This window comes from Thermomonas sp., assembly GCF_023953935.1.
Classification (GTDB): domain Bacteria; phylum Pseudomonadota; class Gammaproteobacteria; order Xanthomonadales; family Xanthomonadaceae; genus Thermomonas.
Window position 1 is genome coordinate 258,451 of sequence record NZ_JAMLIW010000001.1, and the last position, 25,414, is coordinate 283,864.

The 25,414-nt window shown below is 66.2% G+C and carries 16 protein-coding genes; 3 read left to right on the plus strand and 13 right to left on the minus strand.

What is annotated here, in order from left to right; genetic code table 11:
* Positions 1–35: 35 nt before the first annotated feature.
* The 12 genes from M9902_RS01185 to M9902_RS01240 form a co-directional block, all read right to left on the minus strand.
* Complete coding sequence (locus M9902_RS01185; protein ID WP_297220597.1) at positions 36–1,163, minus strand: TraB/GumN family protein; 1,128 nt, start codon at positions 1,161–1,163, stop codon at positions 36–38.
* 473 nt (positions 1,164–1,636) lie between these two features.
* On the minus strand, positions 1,637–2,281 hold the full coding sequence (locus M9902_RS01190; protein ID WP_297220599.1) for an OmpA family protein: 645 nt from the start codon (positions 2,279–2,281) through the stop codon (positions 1,637–1,639).
* Between the two features lie 290 nt (positions 2,282–2,571).
* Complete coding sequence (locus M9902_RS01195) at positions 2,572–8,049, minus strand: MBG domain-containing protein (protein ID WP_297220601.1); 5,478 nt, start codon at positions 8,047–8,049, stop codon at positions 2,572–2,574.
* Positions 8,050–8,060: 11 nt separating this feature from the next.
* Entirely contained in the window at positions 8,061–9,728 is a 1,668-nt protein-coding gene (locus M9902_RS01200; RefSeq protein WP_297220603.1) for a ShlB/FhaC/HecB family hemolysin secretion/activation protein, read from the minus strand.
* A gap of 32 nt (positions 9,729–9,760) precedes the next feature.
* Complete coding sequence (locus tag M9902_RS01205) at positions 9,761–11,977, minus strand: CHAT domain-containing protein (RefSeq protein ID WP_297220605.1); 2,217 nt, start codon at positions 11,975–11,977, stop codon at positions 9,761–9,763.
* A gap of 329 nt (positions 11,978–12,306) precedes the next feature.
* Complete coding sequence (gene argH, locus M9902_RS01210; protein WP_297220607.1) at positions 12,307–13,602, minus strand: argininosuccinate lyase; 1,296 nt, start codon at positions 13,600–13,602, stop codon at positions 12,307–12,309.
* A 128-nt stretch (positions 13,603–13,730) separates the two neighbouring features.
* Positions 13,731–14,681 (minus strand): N-acetyl-gamma-glutamyl-phosphate reductase, encoded by a 951-nt coding sequence (argC, locus tag M9902_RS01215; RefSeq protein ID WP_297220609.1) that lies wholly within the window; start codon positions 14,679–14,681, stop codon positions 13,731–13,733.
* Entirely contained in the window at positions 14,678–15,997 is a 1,320-nt protein-coding gene (locus M9902_RS01220; RefSeq protein WP_297220992.1) for an acetylglutamate kinase, read from the minus strand. Before M9902_RS01220 ends, argC begins: the two co-directional genes overlap by 4 nt.
* Before the next feature lie 33 nt (positions 15,998–16,030).
* Positions 16,031–17,116: an acetylornithine deacetylase gene (locus M9902_RS01225; protein WP_297220611.1), complete on the minus strand. Its 1,086-nt coding sequence runs from the start codon at positions 17,114–17,116 to the stop codon at positions 16,031–16,033.
* Between the two features lie 374 nt (positions 17,117–17,490).
* Complete coding sequence (locus M9902_RS01230; protein WP_297220613.1) at positions 17,491–18,747, minus strand: argininosuccinate synthase; 1,257 nt, start codon at positions 18,745–18,747, stop codon at positions 17,491–17,493.
* A 118-nt stretch (positions 18,748–18,865) separates the two neighbouring features.
* Positions 18,866–19,894, minus strand: a complete 1,029-nt coding sequence (locus M9902_RS01235; RefSeq protein WP_297220615.1) for an N-acetylornithine carbamoyltransferase — start codon at positions 19,892–19,894, stop codon at positions 18,866–18,868.
* A 244-nt stretch (positions 19,895–20,138) separates the two neighbouring features.
* Positions 20,139–20,570, minus strand: a complete 432-nt coding sequence (locus tag M9902_RS01240; RefSeq protein WP_297172586.1) for a hypothetical protein — start codon at positions 20,568–20,570, stop codon at positions 20,139–20,141.
* Between the two features lie 103 nt (positions 20,571–20,673).
* On the opposite strand from M9902_RS01240, the gene cysS reads away from it, so the two are divergent.
* The 3 genes from cysS (at position 20,674) to M9902_RS01255 (ending at position 24,006) form a co-directional block, all read left to right on the plus strand.
* Positions 20,674–22,125 carry a cysteine--tRNA ligase gene (gene cysS, locus M9902_RS01245; protein ID WP_297220617.1) on the plus strand — a complete coding sequence of 484 codons (1,452 nt, stop codon included), beginning with the start codon at positions 20,674–20,676 and terminating at the stop codon, positions 22,123–22,125.
* Positions 22,126–22,333: 208 nt separating this feature from the next.
* Complete coding sequence (locus M9902_RS01250) at positions 22,334–22,777, plus strand: SufE family protein (protein WP_297220619.1); 444 nt, start codon at positions 22,334–22,336, stop codon at positions 22,775–22,777.
* A complete protein-coding gene (locus tag M9902_RS01255; protein WP_297220621.1) occupies positions 22,774–24,006 on the plus strand; it encodes an MFS transporter in 1,233 nt (410 codons plus the stop codon). The genes M9902_RS01250 and M9902_RS01255 overlap by 4 nt, the downstream gene beginning before the upstream one ends.
* Before the next feature lie 215 nt (positions 24,007–24,221).
* On the opposite strand, the gene dksA is transcribed toward M9902_RS01255, so the two are convergent.
* The gene (gene dksA / locus M9902_RS01260) at positions 24,222–25,334 is read right to left on the minus strand and encodes an RNA polymerase-binding protein DksA (protein ID WP_297220623.1); all 1,113 of its coding nucleotides are present in this window, start codon (positions 25,332–25,334) and stop codon (positions 24,222–24,224) included.
* Positions 25,335–25,414 lie beyond the last annotated feature (80 nt).

The window sequence follows — 25,414 nt, forward strand, 5'->3', positions numbered from 1 at the left end:
TTCGTGTAAGCAATGGCCTTGCAGATGCGATCATCTCAAGGCTCAGATGGCGGTATCGCCTCGACCCTGAAGCCATCACGGCGCAGCCGGGCGACCAGTCCGTCCGGTCCAGCCAGATGCAGGGCGCCCACGGCAACCAGGGCGCGCTGCCGGCGGAACAAATCCTCGATCACACCGATCCAGCGTGCATTGCGGTCCTCCAGTAGACACAGGCGCGAACGACGTTCGATCCGCTTGGCGGAATCGCTGAGCCCTTCCATGCGATCCACGTCGGCCATCCAGGCCTCGAGATCGCGCGCGCGGTAGGCAGCCATGGCTTCGGCCGAATCGAGCTGCAGGAACACCGGATTGTGCAGGCGTTCGGCCAGGACCTGTGCTTGCTGCTCCGCCGGAACGCAGTCGAGCGCGCGCAGCTGGTCTTCCAGGGACTCCAGATGGACCAGCTGTTTGCCCATGCCGCTGGCGATCCGCTGCAGCCGGACATCGGCATTGTCTGCCCCCGCCGGCTCACCGCGCGCTTCCAGCAGCGCCAGCACCATCCACGGCCGCATCCGCTGCAAATCGCGCTCCCGCACGTCCGGCAGCAGTTCGTGCGCCTTGGCCATGGCGACGGCGCCCAGCAACCGCGACAGTGAGGCCCGCGCCGGCAGCCAGCGATAGCCGTCCAGCCGCGTGTCCCAAGGGGTATCGACATCAGCCTCGTTGGCAAACACCGCAACCTCGTCGAGCAGCTTGCCCAAGATGCCGTAATCGATTCCCTGCTCCTCGGCTGTCCCGAAATGGATGGTGCCGAACAGATAGCCGACGATCGGCCGGGCGTTGCCCTGCGCCGGCGCGGTGATCCGGAACAACACCCCGCGCTTCGATGCCGCGTCCGGATGCAGGACTGCGTCCGTGGCCTGGGTCGTGGCCGCAGGACGTACGCCGCGGGTGAGGCCCGGCGGCACTTGCTCCGGTTCTGCCGGTGTTTCGCGTCGCGTTGCCGGCTCTTCCCGCGACTGGACGTCGGTACGCGCCGCCTGGGTCGCCGTGCCCGCGTGCAGGCTGCGGGTGGTATCCGGCGGCGCCTGCTGCGGAGTTAGAGCAGCAGCGCTGGAGGCCACGAGCACCAGCAGCAAGGCCGGGAAATGCAGTCGTGCACCGCCGCAGCCCCGGGCCTTCATCGGGGTCCGTCGTCGGGAAATTGGCTCGTCTTGCTCTGGCATCTTCACCCAACCCGGACCGAGCCGGAGATGGCGCCTGCTTCGCAGATCGAAGCCGTGCCGCCACGCACCTCAGTCAATCCCATGACAACGCCGAAAAGCCGGCGATGCCGGCCGGCCGGGAAGGGCCGGCAGCGGATCATTCACCCAAGTGTTTGATCCGCGAGCGCCAAGTCCAGGCCAGCACTGGCTTGCACTGGACTTGGCGTCAGCCGACAAGCCCGGGATGGACTTGTTCGGCGCCCGCCGAAGAAAGCGGATCGCGCCCACCGCACGGCGATGAACGCGACCAGCCTGCTCCTGCCCTCCCCGGGCCTTGCTCCTTGCGAATTTGCCAACGGCATGGACTTGCCCGCCGGGAAATCCTCGTCCCTCAAGATCTCGTTCTCAAGACAACCCCGGCTGCATCGGCGCTGCCTCAAAGCCCCGTTGCCTCAACGCCCCGTCGCAATGATCTCGACGCGGCGGTTCACGCCCGAATTCGGATTGCGCGGGTTGAGCAGCTGGCTCTCGCCTTTGCCTTCTGCGGTCAGGCGATCGGCGTCGATGCCGTGCTCGACCAGATAAGCACGCACCGAAGCGGCGCGGCGCTCGGACAAGGACAGGTTGTAGGCTCCCGAGCCCTTGGCATCGGTATGCCCCACGACGGTGAACTTGCGGTCGGACAGCTGCGGTGAGGCCAGCGCTTCGGCCAGGGTGGCCATGGTGCGCTGCGAATCACCGGAGATCTGGTCCGAATTGAATTCGAAATTGATCGTCATGTTGGTCGAGGCGCGCGCCGAAGACGTTGCGACATGCGAGCCATGCCCGCGATTTGCGCGGGGTTTCGGCTTTGGTGCCGCAGCCGCTGCCGGCGCCGCCTCCGGCGCTGCCGCGGGCGCGGTGGTGGCCATCGAGGCGGCACCCGGCCGCAGCGCCCGGGTCTGCTCGTCCTGGGCTTGGTCATTGTTCGATTTCAGGGCATTGACGATCGAATCGACGGTCGGCTCACTGCCTTGGTTGCTTTGCGCAAACACGGCACCGGAGCTCGCCAGCAAGGCGATCGCCAGCGTGCCACGCATCCAGGTCTTGACGCTCATTGCAAATCCTCCTGACACCGTGGCCATCCGGCCACTTGGGGGGCGATCAGAGATTGTTCGCCCGTTTGATCATGAATACGCCATTGCCGTCGGCGACCGGCCATTGCCATTTCCCATTCGCTCAGCCGCGGCTTCAGACGCCCTCGGCAAAGTCTCTGCCTGAAGTTGAAGCAATCGGGCACGCCAATCATCCAACCAATTGATTTGGATAAACAAATCCACGGAGCACCTGCACAAGTTCCCACCGTATCCGGCGTCCGCCGCGGCAGCCGCGGGCGGACGCCGCTGCCTCAGAAACTGCCGCAGCCGTTGCGGCGGTCATTGCTGAAGCAGTTCACCAGATTCAGGCGCTTGCGCACCTTCGACCACTCGTTGCCCAGCGGATCGCCGCCCGCCAATTCGTTTTCATTGCCCGAAATCGTCAGCGGGCACATGGCGACGGTTTCGAAATTGGTCTCGTAGACGAAGGTTTCCTCCGGCTCGGAGATGAACTGGGTCGGGGTGTCCGACGGCTGCGCCAGCGGCAGGATGTGCAGTGCCGACACGTTGCTCTGCGCCTGGACGAAGACATAGTTCATCGCGCCTGAGCCGCCGCCGAAAATCCCGTAGTACCCGGGCCCCGACAGCGGACCTGCCGGGGTGCCCCACAGGATCCCGCCCGGCCCGAACACGCTGGTCAAGGTGTCACCGTTCTTGAAGCCGGTGACCGTGCCGGTGAACGCCGGGAACGGCATGCCCATGTACCAGGTCAACGGATCGGCGGTGAACACCAGCGTTGCCGGGGTGATGGTCAAGGTGCCGGGCGTGAAGCTGAAACCGTAGCCGGCCGGCGAGCTGAAGCTGCCGTTGATCGCATAGGTTCCGACGTTGCTGCCGGCGCTGGTGCCACTGCTCAGCAGCGCACTGAGGACGTACAGCGGATTGTCGTCGGCAAAGATCAGGCCGCTGACGGTGTAGGTGAAGACCGGATCGCTGTCACCGTACTCGCGGCTGACGTCATCGACGCTGATGCTGAGCACCGGTTGCTGGGTATAGATGAAGTGGTTGCCGCTGCCAACGGTGACTCCGCACGGGCCGCCGTAGGTGCAGTTGTACAGGTTGGGCAGCGGCCCGCTGCCGAGCAGGCCGCCGCGGTTTTCGCCGACCCAGGTGCTGGCCCAGACCCGCCAGGCGTTGCTGGCGGTGATGGTGGCACCGCCGGGATTGAGGAACACGCCGGCGGTCACCAGATCGATATCGTCACCGCTGACGTTGGCGTTCAGGCTCAGGTTGCCGGTCAGGTTCTGGATCAGGATGGTGTCTGCATTCACGCCCGCCCCGTTCACGTTGACGAAGGCCCCGTTGTTGAAGCCTTGGCCGGCCACGTTGCCAATGGACAGGTCATTCGCGTCCAGATACAGGAAGCTGCCCCCGGCGCTGCCTGCGAGCGTGTTGCCGGTGATGTCGTTGGCCGCGGCATTGAGGAAAACGCTGCCACCGGCCACCGCCAGCAGGCTTTCGGCATGGATTGCGCCCGTCGCGCCTTGTGAAATGTCGCCCGCGGTCAGCAAGCCCAGCGTATGGCCACTGACATCGATCATGGCGTCGAGCAGAATGCCGTTGCCACCGCCCTGGTTCTGCAGGGTGAGGTTGCCGCCATAGGTGATGGCCGAAAGCACCTGGATCGCGCCCTGATGCTGGGCGCTGCCGAGCACCAGCCACGGCGAGGCGATGTTCGCAAGCTCGGCATTGTCCAGCACGAAGCCATTGCCGCCGCCCAGGTAAATGGTGTCGGTGGCATCCAGCGGGCGCAGGTTCACCGCCGTATTGCTGGCAATCTGGCCGGCCAGCACGATCGCATCGCTGCTGCCGTCGTTGCCGGCGCGGATGACGACAGTACCGCTGCCCGCCGTGATGCTGGAGGCAGCGTCGAGATTGACCCCCGCCCCGCTGGCACTGTACCCGGCCAGTTCGATGTTCCCGGAGGTGCTGGCAAGGTCGCCGTTGACCAGGGAAATGCCGCCGCCGGTGCCCAACGCGCTGAGGTACATCGCGCCCGCGTCGCTGCTGACGGTCGACCCGGAGACCAGCAGGCCATCGCTGCTGTCGTCGGCGTCCAGGGTCACGGCACCGCCGTTGCTGTCGACCAGAGCGCCGTTGCCGATCTGGATGCCGCCAGCGCTGGCGAGATTCGCCGTCATCGTGATGGCGGCGTTGCTGGTAATGACCTGCGCAGCGTCGACCACGATCCCGATGTTGGAACGATCGGCATCGATCAGGATCGCGCCGCCTTCGGCGTCCACGAGCGCCCCGGCAAGAATGGAAATGCCGTTGCCGTAATCGGCCAGCAGCGTGATGTCGCCGCCGCCGGCGCGCACATGGGAATCGTCGACAAAGATTCCGTCTGCGGTATAGCGCGCCAGCATGTAGACATTGCCGCCATCGCTGTCGATGTAGGAATTGCCCGTGATCTGGATGCCCTCGCCTCCGGTGCCCTCACTGCCGTCGGTCAGCAGCGAAATATCGCCGCCGGTGGCGTAGATCGATGCATCATCGATATCGATCCCGGTATCGCTGTTCATCGATTGCAGCACGATGTCGCCGTTGCTGCTGCGGATCAGGCTGCCGTTATCCACGCGGATGCCCCCGGTGGCGCCGTGGTCGGCGCTCAGGGTGATGTCGCCGTAGCTGGTGAGGCTGGTCGTGTTGGTGATGTGGATGCCGGTGCCGCTGTCATTGGCGTTGACGACGATCCCCCCGGCGGGATTGGAGAGCGTGCTGGAATCCAGCAAGACCCCGTTGGTGCTGTTGTCTGCTTCGATGCGGAGATAATCGCCGACCGCGCTGATGGTGGAACCGAGGATTTCAACGCCGCCGCTCGCCTCGGCATAGAGCCCGATCGAACTACCGCCGCTGAGCGTGGAGTTGTCGATCGTGATTCCGATATAGCTGCGCTCGGCCTGCAAGGTGATGCCGCCGCCGTCGGCGTCGATCATCGATCCGCCCAGGACCTGGATGCCGCCGCTGCTGCTGTCATCCGCGTTCAAGAAGATGTCGCCGCTGTCGGAATGCAGGGTCGAACCACCACTGATCGTGATGCCTGCAATGGAACTGTTCGCGTCCAGCTCAAGGCCCCCGGCGGCCGTGAGCGTGGACCCAGCGATCTGGATGCCGCCGACGGTCCCGGGGGCAAACAGCGTGATCGTGCTTGCCGTGACCGAAGAGGCGCCGTTGATGGTGATGCCATTGCCACTGGCTCCGGCGTAGAACTCACCGCCTGCAGCTGCAATGATGCCTGCATTCAGCAGGACATCTCCGGCGGACAGGCCTATATCGCCGCCGTAGCTGTCCAGGCTGAAATTGGAAAGCTGGATGTTGCCGCCGGCGGAAAACTCCAGCCCCAGCGCGGCGTTCGCTCCGGTGATGGCGAAGTTGTTTCCGAGGATGTCATTGAGCGCGGTGAATGAAGCGCCGCCCAAGGCGGTACCGGTGACGTTGACCGAAGCGAAATCGACGAAATTCACGTTGCCGAAGAAGCTGGTCCCGCCGGCATAGGTCAGGTTGTCGGCCAGCAGCCAGACATGGGTGCCATTGCCCATCGCCGCCGCCAGCACCGCGTCGGTCACCACGACACCTTCGCTGTAGGAGCCGAAACCAAGGGGTGTGGTGACCCAGACTTCGCCGCTGTAGAGGGACCAGTCCTTCGCGAATACGGTGATCGGTGAGCCGCCAACGCCCAGATAGACGGAGGCTTCGCTGAAGAGCGTTCCCCAGATGTCCGGCGTGGCGGCACGGGTATCAAAGAACCCGCCATAGTTGACGATGGCACCGCTAATGGAAATATCGCCACCATTGCCGCCGGCCGCGCCGCCCAAGGCGAGGAAGGTGCCATTGACATTGATAATCGTCGCGCCGAGCTGGATCGTGCCGCCGTTGCCGGTGCCGGAGCCGACGCCGCCGCTGACATCGAAGCGGGTGTCGTCGAACTGCATGAATTCGGACTGGAAATCGACAAAGCCGCCCGCGCCGTAGCCGCTGGCATTGACGAACCACGGCACCGGCGAGCCCGGCGCCACAATGACCGAGATCGACCCGCCGCTGGCCATGGCATTGACCGTGCCGCCAGTGCCGCCCATCCCGCGCACATTGATGGCCCAGTAGTACTCGGGATCGGACGGCACCACGGCCAAGCCATTGGAAATCAGGCTGATGCTGTTGGCGCTGAGGTTGACCGTACCGCCGTTGTTGTAGCCATAGGCCGACAGCACGCCCTGTGACATCAGGGTACCCGGACCGCCCAGCCAGGCGCGCTGGCCGCGGTAGATGTCGATGTTCATCGATTCAATATCGATGGTGCCGCCGGTTCCGGTCGCGCTTCCGCTTTCGGCCAGGATCCAGTTGTGGATCTGGGAGGTGCCGAAGGGGTTGTTGATGTCGACCAGCCCCCCGTTGCCCCCGAACGCGGCGGCCTGGATGATGCCGGCGTGATACAGCCCGCCACCGTAGGTATCGCCGGTGAGGTTGATGGTGATCTGGCCACCGTTGCCGCCGGCGCCCTGGGCGGTGGCGTCGATCCAGCCCATGTTATCGACGCCCGAACAATTCCCCGGCGGGCCGGGCGTGAAGCAGACGTGGGTGAACAACTGGTAGGCGTCGATTTCCACCGTGCCCGCATTCTGGCCCGCGCCGGTGGCGTTGGCCCTGACCACGCCGGCTTGCCCGGAAATCCCGCCAAGATCGACGTTCCCCATCCCGGCATCGAGGATGATCGAGCCGGGGCCCAATGCCGTGGTCGGCGTGGACACCGTACCGCCGATCCAGATCCGCCCGCCGTTGGTGGCCTCGGTGAACAGCGCGGTGCCGATCGGCTGCGGCAGGCCGTCGTCGGTGGTGGTACGCATTTCGACATGGCCACCGGCGGCGGTGATGGTGCCGCTGTTTTCGATGCCGCCCAGGCAGGAGGAGGTCGGTATCCCCACCGCGCAGCCCGACGCCGCCCCGTTTCCGGTCAGGGTGACGGTGGTCAGGCCATCGTTGTAGAAATCCAGGTTGGCCCCGACCGCGGCGCCGAACACCACGCTGCCCTCGGGGGCCGTGAGGGTGGCTCCGGGCTGGTTCTCGATCCGCGCTGCCAGCAGGGCGATGGTGCCGCCGGCATCGGCGGTGATGGCCCCCTGGTTGACGACCGGCGCGCCCGGGAACCCGGCGACGGCGTTGAAGATGTAGTGACCAGAACCCACGCCCGCGTTGAAATTCGCGTCAGTGATATCCATCGTCGAGGCCACCAGCCCGCCGACGTTGACGGACGAACCGGCCCCGAACAGGATGCCCGCGCGATTGACCAGAAACACTGACCCGGTGGCATTGATCGTTCCCTGGATGAACGATGGATTGCCGCCCGTCACCCGGTTGAGGGTGACGCTGGAGGTGCTGGGTTGATCAAAATACACCGCGAACCCGCTGGCGACGTTGAACGTGTTCCATTCGATGATCGCGCTGTTCGTGGTCTGGGTGATGATCAGTGTGTCCATCCCCGTCGGGCCCGGATTCATGACGCCACTGAGATCGAGGTTGGAGGTGGCGGCACCGGATGTCACCGTGCCGATTTCAGGCAAGCAAAGCGGACAGGCCGGGACAGGCTGAGGCGTCGGCGGCGTGACGACGCCCCCCCACGCCGCCGGCGCCAGCAGCGCCAAGGCCAGCGCCAGCGCCAGACGCCCGCGGCGCGGCCGGCGTTGGGTCTGCTTGCGATGCTTGTCGTTGTTGCGATTGCTGATGTTCGCGCTCATGTCATTTCCCCTCAGAACGCCTTCTGGATCGACCAGTAAATGCGTGGATTGCGGTCGCCGCCGTCGGTGACGCCCGGCCCAGTCGCCCGCCAGGCCACGCTAAGGTTCATGCCCACGCTGCCGGGCTTGCTCCAGCTGAAACCCAGGCCGTAGCCGCGCAGGCTGCGCCCCAGATCCGGGTCGAAGACCCGGCGGCGGTGGTACATGTCCCCGCGCGCGGCATCGTAGAACGCATACAGCGTGGTCTCCGGCCGCGGCGAGAAGCGCAGTTCCAGCGCCCCCAACCAGCCGTCATCGACCAGCACCTCGCCGGTGGCGTAGGCACGCACCGCCTTGGGCCCGCCCAGCGACAGCTTTTCGTAGGGGTCGAGGTTGCGGCTGGCGTGCTGGTAGCCGACGCTGGCCATCAGGCTCCAGCGCGGTGCCAGATACTGCAGCCGCGCCGCTTGCAGGGTGAATTTGGTGAAACTGCCCTCGGTGGAATAGCCGAACGGCGGCCGGTCGAGCACCCTGGCCATCGGGTCGAGCAGGTGCAGGCTGCCGCGATAAACCTGGACATTGGCGCTGTTGTAGCCGCCCCCGCCCCAGCGGTCGCGGTGTTCCAGCGCCAGGCCGAGACTGACGCCGTTGACCCGCTTGCGGGTTTCCAGGCCGACCGTTTCATAGCGGTCGGTCAGCGACTTGCGCTCCAGTGCGCCGCGCAGCAGCAGGTTGGTGCTGCGTTGGCGGATCAGCGGGTAGTTGAACGACAGGTCGGCGACATCGCCCACGCCGGTGGGCTTGAGCGGCGCGAACGGCCCGCCCAGTTCGTACTGCACCCGCGCCAGCCCGCCGCCAATGCGCAGTCCCGAATAGCCGACCGGGGTTTCGTAGGAAATCCGCCCGAACGCGGTATGCATGCCTTGGGCAGCCATGATCCTCAGGTCGAGATTGTCGCCGCGTTCGAACGGGCTGGACCAGCGCAGGCTGCCGGTCAGCCGCAGCCGCCCGGAATCGCGAGTGCCGTTGTTGTCCAGCCCCAGCATGAACTGGAAGCGGTCGCGGGCCTCCACGTGCACGCGCAGGTCGTTGGCCTGCGAGGACGCGCCCACGGTGACGCTGGACTGCGGCTTGATGCCCGGCAGGTCGGACAGCAGCAGCATCGCCCGCTCGTATTCATTCGTGCTCAGCGGCTCGCCCGGTTTGAGCACGGACAGCATCCCGGCCACGCGCTCGAGGTGGATCGGGGCGCCTTCGGCGATCTCGATCGACACCTCGCCCAGCTTGCCTTCCAGCACGCTCAATTTGATCCGCCCGTCCACCACTTCCTGCACCGGCACGAACACCCGCGCCAGCCCGTAGCCGTGCCGCGCGTACACCGCCGCCGCTTTCACCGTGAGCTGCTGCAAGTCGGCGAAGGTGACCGACTTGCCGATCATCTCCGCAACCGACGCCTGCAATTCGGATTCCGGCACCAGGGTGGCGCCGACGAATTCGACGCCCTGCAGCACGAAGCTGGCCTGCGCCTGCTGGGCCATCTGCGGCTCGGGCAACGATTGGGCCTGCTGCGGCACGCTCTGCGGGCTGGCATCAGCGGCCAGCGCCGGCGCGGTGGGCAGCCCCAGCGCCAGCGCCGCCGCCAGCAGCGCCGGACGCAGGCGGACCGGGCGGCGCGGCGGGCAGTCGTTGTGGTGTTCCATCATCACATCCTCGTCTCGTCCGATTCCGCTGCTCACTGCATCACCCGCAGCCGCCAGTTGCCGATCAGGTTGAACGGCGCCCAGTAGTACGGATGCGCGGTGGCCGGATTGGCCAGCACCGCGCGCTGGGCGTCGCGCATTGCGTCCTGGGCGTTGGCGCCGTGGGCCAGGTCGCCGTAGAAGGTGGTCATCAGTTTTTCGGTCGCCGCATCCGACACCGGCCACAGCGAGGCCAGCAGACTGGAGGTACCCGCCGACAGGAAGGCACGGGTGAAGCCCAGAACTTCGTCACCGTTCTCCACCCGGCCCAACCCGGACTCGCAGGCCGACAGGGTGAGCAGCGCCACCCCGTCCAGCTTCAGTGCCATCACGTCCTTGGCTTCCAGGTAGACCGGCTGGCCGTCGCCATCGGTGAACAGGACTTTCGAGTGCAGCGGATCCAGGGTATCCACCAGCGCGTGCGAGGCCACGTGCACCAGCTGCGACTGCGGGGCGTACTCGTCGAAATTGGCGCGGGTGGCCTGCTCACCGAAGAACAGCCGAGCGCCGGGGAAGTCCGCGGCCAGCGCGCGCACCTCGCGTTCGGCGCCGGGCAGCGGCGCGGCGACGCTGGCAGCGACGGTCGGGTTGCCGAACCCGAGCAGATGCGACTGCGCCTGCGGTGCGTGCGCAGCCAGCCGTGCGGCGATGCTGACCGAAGGCGCCAGCGCCACCGGATTGCGTTCAATCAGGTACTTGCCGTCCAGCCGCAGGGCCTGGAACGGCAGGTAGTGCAGCGGCCCGTGCGGAACGATCAGCAGCCGTTTTCCGGCGGGAATCTGCAAGGGCGCCAGCAGCAGGCGACCGATCTGGTCGGACGCCGTCACGATGCCCGCGTTGCGGCCGATCAGCGCCGTCCGGTAGGCCTCCACCAACTTGACCAGATCGGCGCGCGGCAGCGCGGTCGGGAAGTGCGCCTCGCGCACGCCCTCGCGGGTCAGCACCCAGGCCACCAGATGGTCCGGCAGGGTGTGGAAAGCGACCACCACCTCATCGGGCGCCAACCCGGCGCGCAGGGTCTGCACGTCGAGCGCGGTGGTCTCGTTCGAATTCAGGTCGGCGCGGCCCGCAATCGAATCCAGCAGCGCACGCGCGCGGCTGCGTTCGCTGATGTCGAAGGCGCGCTCGACCTGACCCAGCTTGTCGTGCAGGGCAATGGCGCGTTCGAACACGCTCTGCGCATCCGAGAACAGCCCCATCTTGAAATCATCGCTGCGGAACTGCGCGCGCGCGCGTTCGAATTCGTCCAGCGCCTGATCCAGCGACGCGGCGGCCGCCGCATCGTCGCCCAGGGCCGCCTGACTGCGCGACATGCCGTCCAGCGCCCAGGCGCGATAGAACACGCCGTCGCCGGCCGCGGCATCGACCGGCGTGTCGGCCAACTGGCGGAACACGGCCAGCGCCTGCGCCGGCTGGTTTTCGGCAAGCAGGAGCTTGCCGCGGGTGCGGGCCAGCTGCGCGCGCTGGGCACGGTCGGCCGGCTCGGGCATCGCGTCGAGCGTGCTGCGCGCGCGCGCCAGATCACCCGACTGGATCAACGCGTTGGCCAGGGAGGCCTGCACCAGCGGCTGGAAGCGCGGCGAACTTCCTTTCTCCGCCTGATCATAATAGGCAATCGCCTCGGCATAGCGGCCCTGGCGGGCGCGCACGTCGCCGAGGATCTTGTTGGCCGGCCCCAGCACCTGGGTGGGATCCAGGCCCGGATACTTCAGCGCCAGCGTGGCGAATTGTTCGGCACGCTCCAACTGGCCGGCATAGCTGAAGGCGATCGACAGATCGCGGTAGGCCTTGCCGAGCAAATCCGGATTGCCGGTCTCCAGCGCCACGTGCAGGGCCATGCTCGCCGCCCGCGCGCTTTCACGCAGTTCGCCCAGGTCGGCCAGCTCCACGGCCTGGCTGCAGTAGGCATAGCCGTCGAGCTTGACCCGTTCCCGCGCGTACAGGGCGGCGCCTTCGGCCGCCAGCGAGAGCGCGGTGTCGGCATCCTGCAGCCGGGCCAGGGCTGCCAAGGCTTCACGGGAACCGCCGTCGGCCGGCGCTGCCGGCGCAGCGCGCCTTGCCTGCGGCACGGGCGCGGCTGCGGGCGCTGCCAGCGGAGCCGATGACGCCAGCCCGCTCGTCGCCAGCAGCGCCGCATCCGGCGCGCAATTGGCGGCGGCCGAACCACAGACCAACAGGCCACTGAAGGCGAGTGTGACGAGTGCTGTCATCCTTCGGTGCGAAACGGTGGCTGGTCGCATGAACAAGGACTCCACGATCAACGCGCACGCAGGGGATGCGCGAATGAGATGCAGTCCGGAAAGTCGTCGAAAAAAGAGTTGCCAGCCACCTTCCGCAAGCCAACCGACTCCATTCCCCTGAAATCCGCCTGTCCGAACCCCCGCCATGAGCCTACCGCAACGGCAGGTTTTTGGCAGCGCCCTTGTTCAGCAACGGCAGCCGCGTCCGCAAGCGGTCAGCCTGCCCCGGTTCGGGCATCGCGCCGGCGGATGCACCGGGCGGCCGTGGCGTGCGTCAGCCCGGCCACGATCGCCCGGATTCAGGCCAGCCCCTGCCAGCGCTCGCGCAGCGCCTCCAGCCGCAGGTCGGCGGCGGCCCCGGGTGAGCGGCGTGCCGCCAGCGAGCCTTCCGGGCTGCGCCCCCGCCCGGCGCTGTCGGCAGACGCCGCCGCAGTCCTGTAGGCATCACGAAACGGAATACCGGCCAGCGCCGCTTCGACCGCCACGTCGGTGGCGTACATGCCCGAATCGATCGCGCCGCGCAGACGTTCTTCACGCCATTCGAGACTGGCCAGCAGCGCCGGCAGCAGTTCGAGTGCAGCCAGACCGCGTCCAAAGCCGTGGAAGATGGCCCCCTTGGTCGCCTGTAGGTCGCGGTGGTAGCCGGACGGCAGCGACAGCAGTTGTTCGATCTCGGTGCGCGCCGCCGCCACGCTGGCATGGCTGGCGCGCATCAGTTCGATCACGTCGGGATTGCGCTTGTTGGGCATGATCGAGGAGCCGGTGGTGTACTGCGCCGGCAACGCGATGCAGCCGAACTCGGCGCTGGCGAACAGCGACAGGTCCCAGGCCAGGCGGCGCAGGTCGAGGGTGGCGCTGCCCAGCGCCTCCAGCGCCGCCAACTCGAACTTGCCGCGCGACAGCTGCGCGTAGATCGGGCTGACCTGCATCCGCGCAAAGCCCAGCGCCGCGGTGGTGTGCTCGCGATCGAGCGGGATGTTCACGCCGTAGCCGGCCGCCGTGCCCAGCGGGTTGCAATCGATCAGGGCCAGGGTGTCACCAGCGCGGATGGCATCATCGATGAACGCCTCCGCCCAGCCCGCCCACCACATCCCGGCGCTGGACACCACGGCGCGCTGCAGATGGGTGTAGCCGGGCATCGGCAGCGCGCGCTCGGCTTCGGCGCGCGCCAGCGCGACCTTGGCGATCTCGCGTGCCAGCGCCTGCAAATGCGCCAGCTTTTCCTTCAACCACAAGCGCGTGGCGACCAGCACCTGGTCATTGCGACTGCGGCCGGTATGGATCTTCTTGCCGACATCCCCCAGCCGCTCGGTCAGCCGCGCCTCGATCGCGGAATGGCCGTCCTCGAAGCGCGCATCGAGCACGAACGCGCCGCTGCGGAAATCCTCGGCCAGCTGCGTCAGTTCCTGCTCCAGCCCCGCCAGCTCGTCCGAAGTCAGGAGGCCGATGCGCTGCAATCCCTGTGCGTGGGCGCTGCTGGCGAAGATGTCGTGCAGGAAGAATTCACGATCCAGCAGCACGTCGTCACCGGCGAGGAACGCCTGGATCCGCGCATCGACCTCGACGCCGGGTTTTTGCCATAGCAAATCAGTCATCTATGTCTCCCTGCTTTTCCTTCTCCGGCCGGGGGAAGGTGGCCCGAAGGGCCGGATGCGGGATTGGAGCATCGAACGGCCCCGTACCCTCACCCCAACCCCCCTCCCGGCGGGAGAGGGGCGCAACGCTACCGTGGGACACCTTCGAGCTCATCCAGCCCGAACGCCCGATTGAGATTTTGCAACGCCTGCGTCGCCGCGCCTTTCAGCAGATTGTCCTCGGTTGCCACCACCACCAGCCGGCGGCCGTCGTCGGACAGCGTGAAACCGCCGACTTCGACGTGGTGCCGCCCGGCGATGCGGCTCACCCACGGGGCCTGGTCCTGCACCCGCACCAGCGGCTCGCCCGCGTAGCGCTCGTGGTAGCGCGCCAGCACCGCCGCCCGCGTGAACGGCCCGGACAGATGCAGGTTGGCGGTGATCGTGATGCCGCGGAAATGCGGCGCCACGTGCGGCATGAATTCAACCGCATGCCCCAACTGCGCCGAGACTTCGCGCTCGTGGACATGGCCGATCAAGGCATACGGCATCAGGTTGTCGCGCAGCAGATCGGGATTGTTGCGGTCCGATGGCGTGGTGCCGGCACCGGAATGCCCGGACACGCCGAAGCATTGCAACGGCGCCGCGCTCAATGCATCCAGCATCGGGGCAATGGCCAACTGCATCGCGGTGGCATAGCAGCCGGGGTTGCTGATGCGTCGCTGCCCGTTGTAGTGCCCCCGGGTGCGCTCGGGCAGACCGTAGTACCAGCCCGCATCGAATCGGTGGTCGGCGGACAGATCGACGAACACCGGATCCTGGCCCGCCGCGTCGAAGGCGGCGACGATCGCGGCGGACTTGCCGTTGGGCAAGGCCAGGATCACCGCATCGGCGCCCAGTTCCGGCAACTGCCCATGCGCCGGATTGGAATACCGCAGCGCACCGTCGAAGCCGTCGTTGTGGTCGGCCACGCGCTGGCCGTCCAGCTCGCGCGAGGTGACAAACGCCAGCACGAAGCGCGGATGCGCGGCGAGCAGGCGGATCAATTCGGCGCCGGTATGGCCGCGCGCGCCGATCAGGCCGATCTTGATCGCATTCACGTCGGTTCCTCCAGCGTTGCCGGCCGCTGCGCGCACAGCTGCACGTAGCGTTCGATCCGGTCGAAGCCGGCCGGGCCGGACCAGAACACCTTCCATTTCTCACGCTTGATGCAGCCGTCGGATTCGGCAACGTAGAACGGGTTGACCGGATTGCCGTGGCGCGAGCGCCAGAACAGTTCCGGGGTTTCTTCCCGCATCACGTTCCACACCGCCCGTCCCAGGCCCTCGCCCTGCGCCGCATCGGTCACCGCGAACTTGTCCATGTAGGGTTGGCCATCGACGCTGGCCAGCACGATCGCGGCGCGGTAGCTCTCGCTGACGTAGGCCCGCAGCAGCGTCGTGCGCGACACATAATCGGGAACCAGCCTGCGGCCGAAGCTGGATTCGATCAGCCGGGTCAGGCGCTCGCCATCCAACTGGTCCCAGGCAACGGCGCGCAGCACCCGCTCGCCGCGCCGGACCAGGGTGCCGGACCCCTTGTGGGTGAACAGCTCCTTGGCCAGTTCCGAAGGCTTGGTGATCGACACCGACGAAGCCCGCGGCAGGCCATCCAGCAGATCCTTGATCTGTTCGATCTTGACCCGCATGCCGCCGTCGATCCACGGCTGCTGCATCAGGTGGTCGTATTCGGTGGACAGATTGATCGAATCGATGATCTTGCCGGCGGCATCCAGCAGGCCGCCGGTGCCGGTCAGGAAAATGATCTTGTACGGCTGCAGCACCTGCACCAATTCCTTGGCGGCGAAGTCGGCATTGACGTTGAGGATCTGCCCGCCGATGGTTTCGCCCAGGGACGCGATCACCGGGATCGAGCCGGATTGCAGGCTGGCTTGAATGGGGGCCAGATCCACGCGCTTGACCTCGCCCACCAGGCCGAAGCGTTCACGATCCAGGTAATCCGCCTCGAACACGCCGCTGACGATACTGGTGGCGCGTGCATCCGCCGCCTGCAGGGCCTCCACCAGCTTCAGGTTCTGCGCATGGAACACCCGGCGCACGATGGCCAGCGCTTCCGGCGATGTCACCCGCAGGCCGTCGATGGTTTTCTTCTCGATGCCGGCCGTGGACAGTTCCAGGTCCAGCTGCGGGCCGGCGCCATGGAGGACGATCGGGGTCAGGCCGACGTCCTGCAAGAATGCCAGCGACGACACCAGCGCGTCGAGGTCATCGCGCAGCACCGCGCCACCCACCTTCACCACCGCAAAGCGCGCGGCATCGAGCTGCGAGAAGCGTTTCAGATACTGCGAGATTTCCTTGGCACTGCCCATGCTGGACAGCAGGCGCACGATGGTCTGCCGCGTCTGCGGGTCATGGATGGCCTGGGGTTTCAGGAACGGGGTCACGGTCGGTCAGTTCCCGAGGATGCGAACGATGGAAGTGGTGTAGTGCAGGAGTTGGTCGAACAACACGAACTCATCGGCGGCATGCGCCTGCGCGATCTCACCGGGGCCGTAGACGACGGCGGTCAGTCCGGCCTGCGAGAACAATGCGGCTTCGGTCCAGAAATCGACGGCCGCGCCGATCGGCAGCTGCATGGATTCGGCCAGCGCCTGGGCGGCCCGCCGCCGCTGCTCGGCGCCCGCGCTGTCACCAGCGGGCAACGACGGCCCACGGAAGGTTTCCTCGTAGCGCTGCAATGCCCCCACCGCGGCGCAGGCGCTGAAGCGCGCGTGCAGGGCATCCACATCATGCGATGGCAGCGGCCGGAAACCGAAGCGGACCTCGGCACTGGGCGCGATCACGTTAGCCTTGATGCCGCCTTCGACCTTGCCGATGTTGAAACGCAGCCCGCTCAGGCCATCGAAGTGCGCGCCACTCTCGGCCTCGACCAGATCCAGCGCCCGACTGCCCCAGCGCATCGCCTGGTGCAGCGCGCTGGCCTGCAGCGCGTTGGCGCCCGAGGCATGCCCGGCTTCGCCGTTGAACTGCAGCAGGACCGAGCTGATGCCGCGATGCGCCAGCACCGCTTCGCAGCGCGTCGGCTCGGCGACGATTGCCTCATCGAAGCCGTGCTTGCGCGCAAGGAAAGCCGCAATGCAGCGCGGATCGTTGGCCTCTTCATCGGACGAAAACAGGAACGCGGCATCGCCCGAGGTGGCGCTTGCAGCCGCAAGCAGCCCGGCGGCGGCGCCCTTGATATCGCAGGCACCAAGGCCAATCGCGCGGTCGGCCGCCAACCGCAGCTGCAAGGGATCGGCGCTCCAGGCCGCCGTCGCCGGCACGGTGTCCAGATGCACGTTGAACACCCGCCGCGGGTTGCCGCGCACGGCCAGCATCGACACCGCTCCGTCACCATGGTCGGTGATTTCGATGCGAAAGCCCGGGAGCTGGACGCGCAGATAGTCGAAGATCCCGTCCGTGCCGATCCGGCGCGGCGGATTGCGGGTGTCGAACGACACCAGCGCTTCGAGGTGAGGGAGGACGTTATTGAGCATTTCGTTGTCCAAACATTTGTCCTGTCCCGTTCGCAGGATGTGCAGCTGCTGTGCCCCGTTCATGGTTCGACAGGCTCACCACGAACGGATCACATCCTGCCGTTCGTCCTGGGCTGGTCGAAGGATGAACGGCCAATCGGCTCCATTCGCGGTTCGACAGGCTCACCACGAACGGATCACATCCTGCCGTTCGTCCTGGGCTGGTCGAAGGATGAACGGCCAATCGGCTCCATTCGCGGTTCGACAGGCTCACCACGAACGGATCACTTCCTGCCGTTCGTCCTGAGCTGGTCGAAGGATGAACGGCCAATCGGTTCCATTCGCGGCTCGACAGGCTCACCACGAACGGGGATTTGAAACCCATCACGGGCAGCTCAGCGATCGCCATTCACCTGCGCCCACAAGGTGCTGCTCATGCCGAACAGCTTGATGAATCCTTCGGCCTCTTCCACGCCCCAATCCGCTGATTGCGCATAGGTGGCCCCCTTGCCACTGAGGATGTGCGGCGAGCGCACCGCGATCGCATCGACCCGGCCGCCGTTGGTACGCAGGGTCACTTCACCGCTGACCTTTTGCTGCGAGGCTGCAAGGAAGGCTTCCAGGTCGGTCTTCAGAGGATCGTGGTAGAAGCCCTCGTACACCAGCTCCACCCACTTGCGCGCCACTTCCGGCTTGAAGCGGTTTTGCAGTTTGGACAGTACCGCTTCCTCCAGCGCGCGGTGGGCGACCAGCAGGGCGGTCAGGCCGGGCGCTTCGAACACGATCCGCCCCTTCAGACCGATCGTGGTATCGCCGGTATACAGGCCACGCCCCACGCCGTACTGGGCAAACATGATGTTGAGCTTGGCCAGGAGTTTCTCGCCTGCCAGCGGATGACCGTCCAGTGCCACCGCCTCGCCGCGCTCGAAACGCAGGCTCGCTTCCATCGGCTCGGCCGGCCACTGCTCGCGGCGTGCACACCAGCCGCGCGCGCCCTCGCCGGGCGCTTCCCAGGCGTCGATTTCGCCACCGGACAGGGTGACGCCCAGCAGGTTCTCGTTGATGGTGTAGGCCTTCTGCTTGCTGCGCACGCCAAAGCCGCGCGCTTCCAGATAGGCCTGCTCGTAAGCACGCGTTTGCGTGTGCTCCTTCTGGATTTCCCGGATCGGGGCGATGATGCGGCACTGGCTCTGCGCCTTCACCGCGAGGTCAAACCGCACCTGGTCATTGCCCATGCCGGTGCAGCCGTGGGCGATTGCGTCAGTCCCCAATTCCCGCGCACGCGCCAGTGCGGCATCGACGATCAGGTAGCGGTCGGACACCAGCAGCGGATACTGGCCCTGGTAGCCCTCGCCGGCCCAGACGAAGGGTTTGACGAAATCACGCCACAGCGCCGGCCCGCCGTCGATGGTGACGTGCGAGGCCACGCCCAGTTCCGCCGCACGTGCCTCGATGGTGGCGCGTTCCTCGGCACCCACGCCCCCGGTATCGGCGAACACGGTGTGCACGTTCCAGCCCCGTTCCTTCAGCCAGGGCACGCAGAAGCTGGTGTCGAGGCCTCCGCTGAACGCCAGGACGCAGTCCTTGCTTTCAGCGGGGCCGTGATTGGTGATGGGCGATTCGTGATTCGGAGAGGCAGTTTGCTGTGACATGGATAGACCCAGTAATGGCTGAACTGAAAAATTGGTTGCTCTTGCGAATCCCGAATCCCGAATCCCGAATCACGAATCACGAATCACGAATCACGAATCACGAATCACGAATCACGAATCACGAATCACGCCCGTCATGGCTGCCCACAAGGGCCGCCATGACGGCCTTCTGCACATGCAGACGGTTCTCGGCTTCGTCGATGGCGATGCAGCGCGGTGAATCCATCACCGCGTCGGTGGCCTTGACGTTGCGGCGCAGCGGCAGGCAGTGGCTGAACACGCCGTTGTTGGTCAGCGCCATCTTGGCTTCATCGACGATGAAGTGCTTGAACCGGTCGCGGATGGGCTTCTCCGGCTCCCAGTTGCCGAAATACGGCAGCGCCCCCCAGCTCTTGGCATAGACCACGTCGGCGCCGGCATAGGCGCTTGCGATGTCGTGGCTGACGTGCAGCGAGCCGCCGCTTTCGGCCACATTGTCGGCCGCCCAGCCCATATAACGCTGATCGAGGATGTATTCCTCGGTCGGGCACAGCAGGGTGACATCCATGCCCAGGCGGGTGGCAATGGTCAGCGCGGAGTTGGCGACGGCGGTATTGAGCGGCTTGGGGTGATATGTCCAGGTCAACACGTATTTCCTGCCGCGCAGGTCGGTGGTGCCGAAGTGTTCCTGCAAGGCCAGCGCGTGGGCCAGCTCCTGGCAGGGATGGGTGATGGTTTCCATGTTGATGACGGGCACCGTCGAATACCTGGCGAACGACTTCAACACGCGGTCCTGACGGTCGGCCTGCCAATCGACGAACTTCGGGAAGGCGCGCACGCCGATCAAATCCACATAGCGGCCCAGCACCCGGGCCACTTCCTTGATGTGTTCTTCGGTGTCGCCATCCATCACCGTGCCGAGGTTGAATTCGATCGGCCACGCGTCCTTGCCCGGCTGCAGCACGATGGCGTGCCCGCCCAGCTGGAACGCGCCCAGCTCGAAGCTGGTGCGGGTGCGCATGGATGGATTGAAAAAGACCAGCGCGATGGATTTGCCCTTCAGCGCATCGCCGGCTTTCTCGCGCTTGAACCGCGCCGCGTCGGCCAGCAGCGCGTCCAGCTCGGTGCGGCTCCAATCCTGGGTGTTGAGGAAATGCTTCATTGGCAAGTTTCACAAGGGAAAACCAAGGGGGTTCAACGCAAAAAACCCAGCCTGCGGGGCTGGGTTTCGGAAGTTGAAGCGCATGCAAACGATCCGGATTACCCAGCTGGCGGCGTCAGTTCCGGTCGGCGCGCGCGCGAGGTCATGCCCGAGGCCATCCGGGCGGCGACTGCATGACGGGGGGCAAGGGCGGCGTTCATCGAGGCGCGAATCCTCGCACGTCCATGTTCATCGCGCAAGCGCTGCGCCGTCAATTCAGCGGCGCCGGCATGATCGAGATGCGGATGCGCAGGCGATTGCCAGGATCGCTGCCCATCCGGGTCCGGAACCGGCTGCCGCGATAGACGTAATCGACGTCATAGGCGATCGTGCGCCGGAATTCGCGGACCACCGGCGCCATCCGGCAATTGCGCAGCCGACCGGAATCCTGGCCCGCGGGCACCGGCACCTGCGTTTCCGGGTGCTGCGGGTCGCTGCAGACGCGCTCGCGGTTGGTCGTGCGCAGCACCTGCTGGACCGGACGCACGGACATCACCTGCGCGTAGTCGTAGCGCACGTTCTCGATCGGCAGCACGACCTCGCGCGGCGGCTGCCCCTGCGCTGACGCCTGCGCATGTGCCAGCCCGCCCACGCACAGGGACATGGGCAGGAACAAACGCGGGATTTGCCGCAGCGCGAACATGCGGCGAGTCTATCGGCGCCCGCGCTGGCGCGGCTGAATCCCCGCTGTCGCCCGGCGCGGCGACCGGCGCCGCTACAATGGCGCATCCCCTGCGGTCGCTTCCATGAACCTGTCCCTTTACAACACCCTGTCGCGTCGGGTCGAGCGTTTCGTACCGCTGGATCCGGCCTGCCCGACGATGTACGTCTGCGGCCCCACCGTCTACAACTACGTGCACATCGGCAACGCGCGCGGGCCGGTGGTGTTCGGCGTGCTGGCTGCGCTCTTGCGGCGGCGTTTCGGCGGATTGCGCTACGCTCGCAACATCACCGACGTGGACGACAAGATCAACGCGGCGGCGAAGGAACTGGGCACGCCGATTTCCACCATCACCGACAGATACGCGGCGGCCTATCGCGAGGACATGGCGGCGCTGGGTGTCACCGGGACGTTTGCGCCGGACATCGAGCCGGAAGCGACCGCCCATATCGGCCAGATCATCACGATGATCGAACGCCTGATCACCGAAGGCCACGCCTACGCCGCCGAAGGCCACGTGTTGTTCGCGGTTTCAAGTTTCGAGGCCTACGGCAAGCTCTCGCGCCGCGACCCCGAGGAAATGCTGGCTGGTGCGCGGGTGGAGGTGGCCCCGTACAAACGCGATCCCGGTGATTTCGTGCTGTGGAAGCCCTCCAGCGACGACCTGCCCGGCTGGGATTCGCCCTGGGGCCGCGGCCGTCCGGGCTGGCATATCGAATGCTCGGCGATGGCCGAAGCCCATCTCGGGCCGACGATCGACATCCACGCCGGCGGCGTTGACCTGCAGTTTCCGCACCACGAAAACGAAGTCGCGCAAAGCGAGTGCGCCCACGGCGGCGCGCCGTTTGCACGCTGGTGGCTGCACAACGGCATGCTCAATTTCGGCGGCGCCAAGATGGCCAAGTCGGTGGGCAATATCCAGCGCGTGCACGATCTGGTGCAACAGCATCCGCCGGAAGCGCTGCGCTATGCGCTGCTGTCGGCGCATTACCGGCAGCCGCTGGAATGGTCGGATGGGTTGATCGATCAAAGTGTGCGCACGCTGGATCGACTGTACGGCACGCTGCGAGATGCTGACGTTCTACGATTACTTAGTATCCTCAGGGGAAAAGGCGACCCCGAACCGCTGAACCATCCGGCCCCTCAATCCATCGAGGACGCATTGGATGACGACCTGAACACGCCCAAGGCCTTGGCAGAACTGGCTTCGATTGCCGCCCGTGTTCGCGCTCTTCGGAACCAGCTCGTCCATTCGAACAAACCGCCGCAGGAAGGCATTGAAGAGTTGTCTGAATTGACCGCTCAGCTCAGGGGTGCCGGCGCCGTTCTGGGCCTGCTGCAGCAGGATCCGGGCGCGTGGTTCGCGCGCGGCACCAGTCGCGCCGACGATGCCCGCATCCAGGCCCTGATCGACGAACGCATCGAAGCGAAGAAATCGCGCGATTTCGCCCGTGCCGACGCCATCCGTGAGCAACTCGCCGGCGAAGGCATCCTGCTGGAGGACACCCCGCAGGGCGTGCACTGGAAGCGGGCGTGATGCTCCTTCTCTCTCCGGGAGACAAATCGGCAGGATTGCCGATTTGCACGGCGTCACCCGCCCGATGGGTGAGGCACATGGACGTGCCGAATGTATGTGGCCCGCAGGGCGGATGAGGGTTCGGTGAAGCCGGCTGTACCACACACGCCGGGCCCTCACCCCAACCCCTCTCCCGGAGGGAGAGGGGCTCGAACGAACAGGAACACCAATGACCGACTCCCCTTTTCCCCTCGAACCCACCGCCGCCGCAGCGCAGGCCGCGATCGCCGACGAATTCGGCTTCTTCGGCGACTGGTCCGAGCGCTACCAATACCTGATCGATCTGGGCCACAAGCTCCCGGAATTTCCGGACAAATGGAAAACCGAGGAACACCGCCTGCACGGCTGTCAGTCATTGGTGTGGATCGTGGCCGAAGGTGACGCCGAGCACCTGAGCTTCCGTTCGATCAGCGATTCGGTCATCGTGTCCGGGCTGATTTACCTGGCGCTACGGGTGTATTCGGGCCGCAGCGCGCAGGAGATCCTCGCCACCGCGCCGGATTACATTTCCGCCATCGGCCTGTCCAAGCACCTGTCGCCCACCCGCAGCAACGGGCTGGCGGCATTGCTGGCCTTTATCCGCGCACGCGCCCAGGCCGCCATCGGCGGATGACCGCATCGGCGTCATCACCGCTGGGCAGCGTCGGCTTCCGCTGGCTGATGCTGTTTCGCATCTTCACCCTGCTGTCCTATCAGGTCGTGTCGGTCACGGTGGGCTGGCACATCTACGAGATCACCCACGACACCCTCGCGCTCGGTCTGATCGGGCTGGCCGAAGTAATCCCGTATTTTTGCGTGGCGCCGTTTTCCGGCCATCTGGTCGACCACCTGCCGCGGCGCAAGCTCGGCGCTGCCGCCTGCATCCTGCTCGCCATCAATGCCGGCGCGCTCGCGCTGGTCGCAGGCAACATCCTGCTGCACACCCACGGCACCTGGCCGATCTACCTGGCGGTGGCCGTGGGCGGCATCGGGCGTTCATTCCTCGGGCCGGTCTACAACGCGCTGTTCGCCCGGGTGCTGCCGCGTGCGCAGTTCCCGACCGGCGCGAGCATGGGCAGCGTGGTATTCCAGACCGGGCTGGTGCTGGGGCCGGCGCTGGGCGGCCTGCTGGTCGGCAGCTTGGGCAAATCGGTGGCGTATGCCACGGCAACGATCGTCGCGCTGGCCGCCGCCGTCACTCTGCTGGTGATGCCGGTGACGGAACCCGCGCTGAAGCAGCAGCGTGGCCCGGTGTTTGCCAGCATCGCCGAAGGGGCGCGCTTCGTCGCCGGCAACCAGATCATGCTCGGAGCGATGGCGCTGGACATGTTCTCGGTGCTGCTGGGCGGTGCAATGTCGATGCTGCCCGCCTTCATCAAGGACATCCTGCACGCCGGCCCGGAAGCCTTCGGCTTCCTGCGCGCCGCGCCCGCCGTGGGGTCGATCCTGGTGGCGATCTGGCTCACCCGGCGCCCGCTGGAACGCCTGGCCGGACCGATCCTGATGTGGGCGGTGACCTGCTTCGGCCTGTGCACGATTGCCTTCGCGCTGTCCCGCAACATCTGGCTGTCCGGCGCGCTGCTGGTGCTCTACGGCATGTGCGACGGGGTGTCGGTGGTACTGCGTTCGACCATCATGCAACTGGTGACGCCCGACGAAATGCGCGGACGGGTTTCTTCGATCAACGGCATCTTCGTCAGCTCGTCGAACGAACTGGGCGCCTTCTACGACGGCGTGATGGCGCGCCTGCTCGGGCTGGTGCCGGCGATGATCGTCGGCGGTTTCGTCACGTTGGGCGTGGTGGCGACCACGGCACGACTTGCGCCCAAACTGCGGCGCTTGGACCTGCGCGAATTGCAATAACCCATCGAAGTGACGAGCCGACAGCAGAAGCCCCACCGCGGCGGGGCTTTTGCATCAACCGGAGCGCCTCGGCGACACACAGCCGGCTGGCCCGGATTAGGCCGAGCGAGCTAAGCCGAGGCGGGTTCGCGCGGAGCACAGGAAGCGGAGTGTACTCATGCGTACATGAGCATTCCGAGCACCGCACGCGCCCGCCTCGGCGACGCGCAGCCGGCCTAATCTCCCATCTGCTTCTGGATGTGTTCCCAGCGCTCCTGTGCATCCAGGGTGCGCTCGGCCGTCAGCCGCGCCTCAAGGCGGTCGAGGCCAATCTCCTCGCCGGTATCAACGCAAAAGCCGTACTCGCCGTTGTCCAGGCGTTTGAGGGTACTGTCGATCTTGCCGATCAGCTTGCGGTAGCGGTCGCGGGTGCGCAGTTCCAGCGAATTTTCGGTCTCGCGGGTGGCGCGCTCGGCTTCATCACCGACATCGCGCACCTCTTCCTTGAGGTTCTCGATCGTCTGCTTGGATTCCTCGACCAGGCTCGCGCGCCAGTCGAGCAGTCGCTGGCGGAAGTACTCGAGTTGCAGCGCGCTCATGTACTCCTCGTCCGGCGCAGGCTTGTAGCCGGACGGAAGCAGCGGTCGGCCGGTGGCTTCGTCGACCCGGTAGGCAATGACCTTGTACTTGACCTTGGGCGCCGGACGCGGCTCGGCCGATTTGGGGACAGCCACCGCCACCTTGCCCGAGGTCCGGGGTGCCGTGGTGACCACCGCCGGAGGCGCTACGTGCCCCTTCGCCTTGGTTGACGCCGCCTTGATCGGAGCACCGGCGGCCTTGACTGGCGCGTGCGCATTGGCTGCGGTTTTCTTTTTCGGCGCGGCGGCCGGCTTGGCAGCCGGCGCCCTGCTGGCCGCAGCCGGTTTGTTGGCCGGGATCGGCTTCTTTGCCGCAGCCGCCCGCTTGGTCTCCGCCGGTTTTTTCGCAGAAACCGGCTTCCGAGCTGCCGCCGCCTTCTTGGCAACGGCCGGTTTTTTCGCCGCGACAACCTTCTTTGCAGCGGCCTTTTTTGCAGCGGCCGGCTGCTTCTTCGGTGCCGTCTTCGCGGCCGGCTGCTTCGCCGCCGGCTTCTTGGCAGCCACCAGCTTCTTCACCGCGGCCACCGCCTTCCCGACCACGCCCGTCGCCTTCTTCGCGACTTTCTTCACGGGCGCCGGCTTTTTCGCGGGGGTCGGCTTTTTCGCCGCCGGCTTCTTGACCGCAGGTTTCTTCGCAGCGGCAGGTTTCACCGCCTTCCTGGTGGAGCCGGCCTTCTGGCCAGCCTTTTTCACGGGTTTCTTCACAGCCACGACAGAGGGTTCCTTGGATTTTCCTTGAGCCGGTGAGGCGGGCTGTTATAACCTGCCCAGCACGGGGCGGCAACCGCGCC

Excerpts from the sequence above, each read along its gene's own strand:
- M9902_RS01185 (WP_297220597.1), bottom strand. The coding sequence starts at position 1,163 with ATGAAGGCCCGGGGCTGCGGCGGTGCACGACTGCATTTCCCGGCCTTG.
- M9902_RS01190 (WP_297220599.1), bottom strand. The coding sequence starts at position 2,281 with ATGAGCGTCAAGACCTGGATGCGTGGCACGCTGGCGATCGCCTTGCTG.
- M9902_RS01195 (WP_297220601.1), bottom strand. The coding sequence starts at position 8,049 with ATGAGCGCGAACATCAGCAATCGCAACAACGACAAGCATCGCAAGCAG.
- M9902_RS01200 (WP_297220603.1), bottom strand. The coding sequence starts at position 9,728 with ATGGAACACCACAACGACTGCCCGCCGCGCCGCCCGGTCCGCCTGCGT.
- M9902_RS01205 (WP_297220605.1), bottom strand. The coding sequence starts at position 11,977 with ATGACAGCACTCGTCACACTCGCCTTCAGTGGCCTGTTGGTCTGTGGT.
- argH (WP_297220607.1), bottom strand. The coding sequence starts at position 13,602 with ATGACTGATTTGCTATGGCAAAAACCCGGCGTCGAGGTCGATGCGCGG.
- M9902_RS01225 (WP_297220611.1), bottom strand. The coding sequence starts at position 17,116 with ATGCTCAATAACGTCCTCCCTCACCTCGAAGCGCTGGTGTCGTTCGAC.
- M9902_RS01230 (WP_297220613.1), bottom strand. The coding sequence starts at position 18,747 with ATGTCACAGCAAACTGCCTCTCCGAATCACGAATCGCCCATCACCAAT.
- M9902_RS01240 (WP_297172586.1), bottom strand. The coding sequence starts at position 20,570 with ATGTTCGCGCTGCGGCAAATCCCGCGTTTGTTCCTGCCCATGTCCCTG.
- cysS (WP_297220617.1), top strand. The coding sequence starts at position 20,674 with ATGAACCTGTCCCTTTACAACACCCTGTCGCGTCGGGTCGAGCGTTTC.
- M9902_RS01250 (WP_297220619.1), top strand. The coding sequence starts at position 22,334 with ATGACCGACTCCCCTTTTCCCCTCGAACCCACCGCCGCCGCAGCGCAG.
- M9902_RS01255 (WP_297220621.1), top strand. The coding sequence starts at position 22,774 with ATGACCGCATCGGCGTCATCACCGCTGGGCAGCGTCGGCTTCCGCTGG.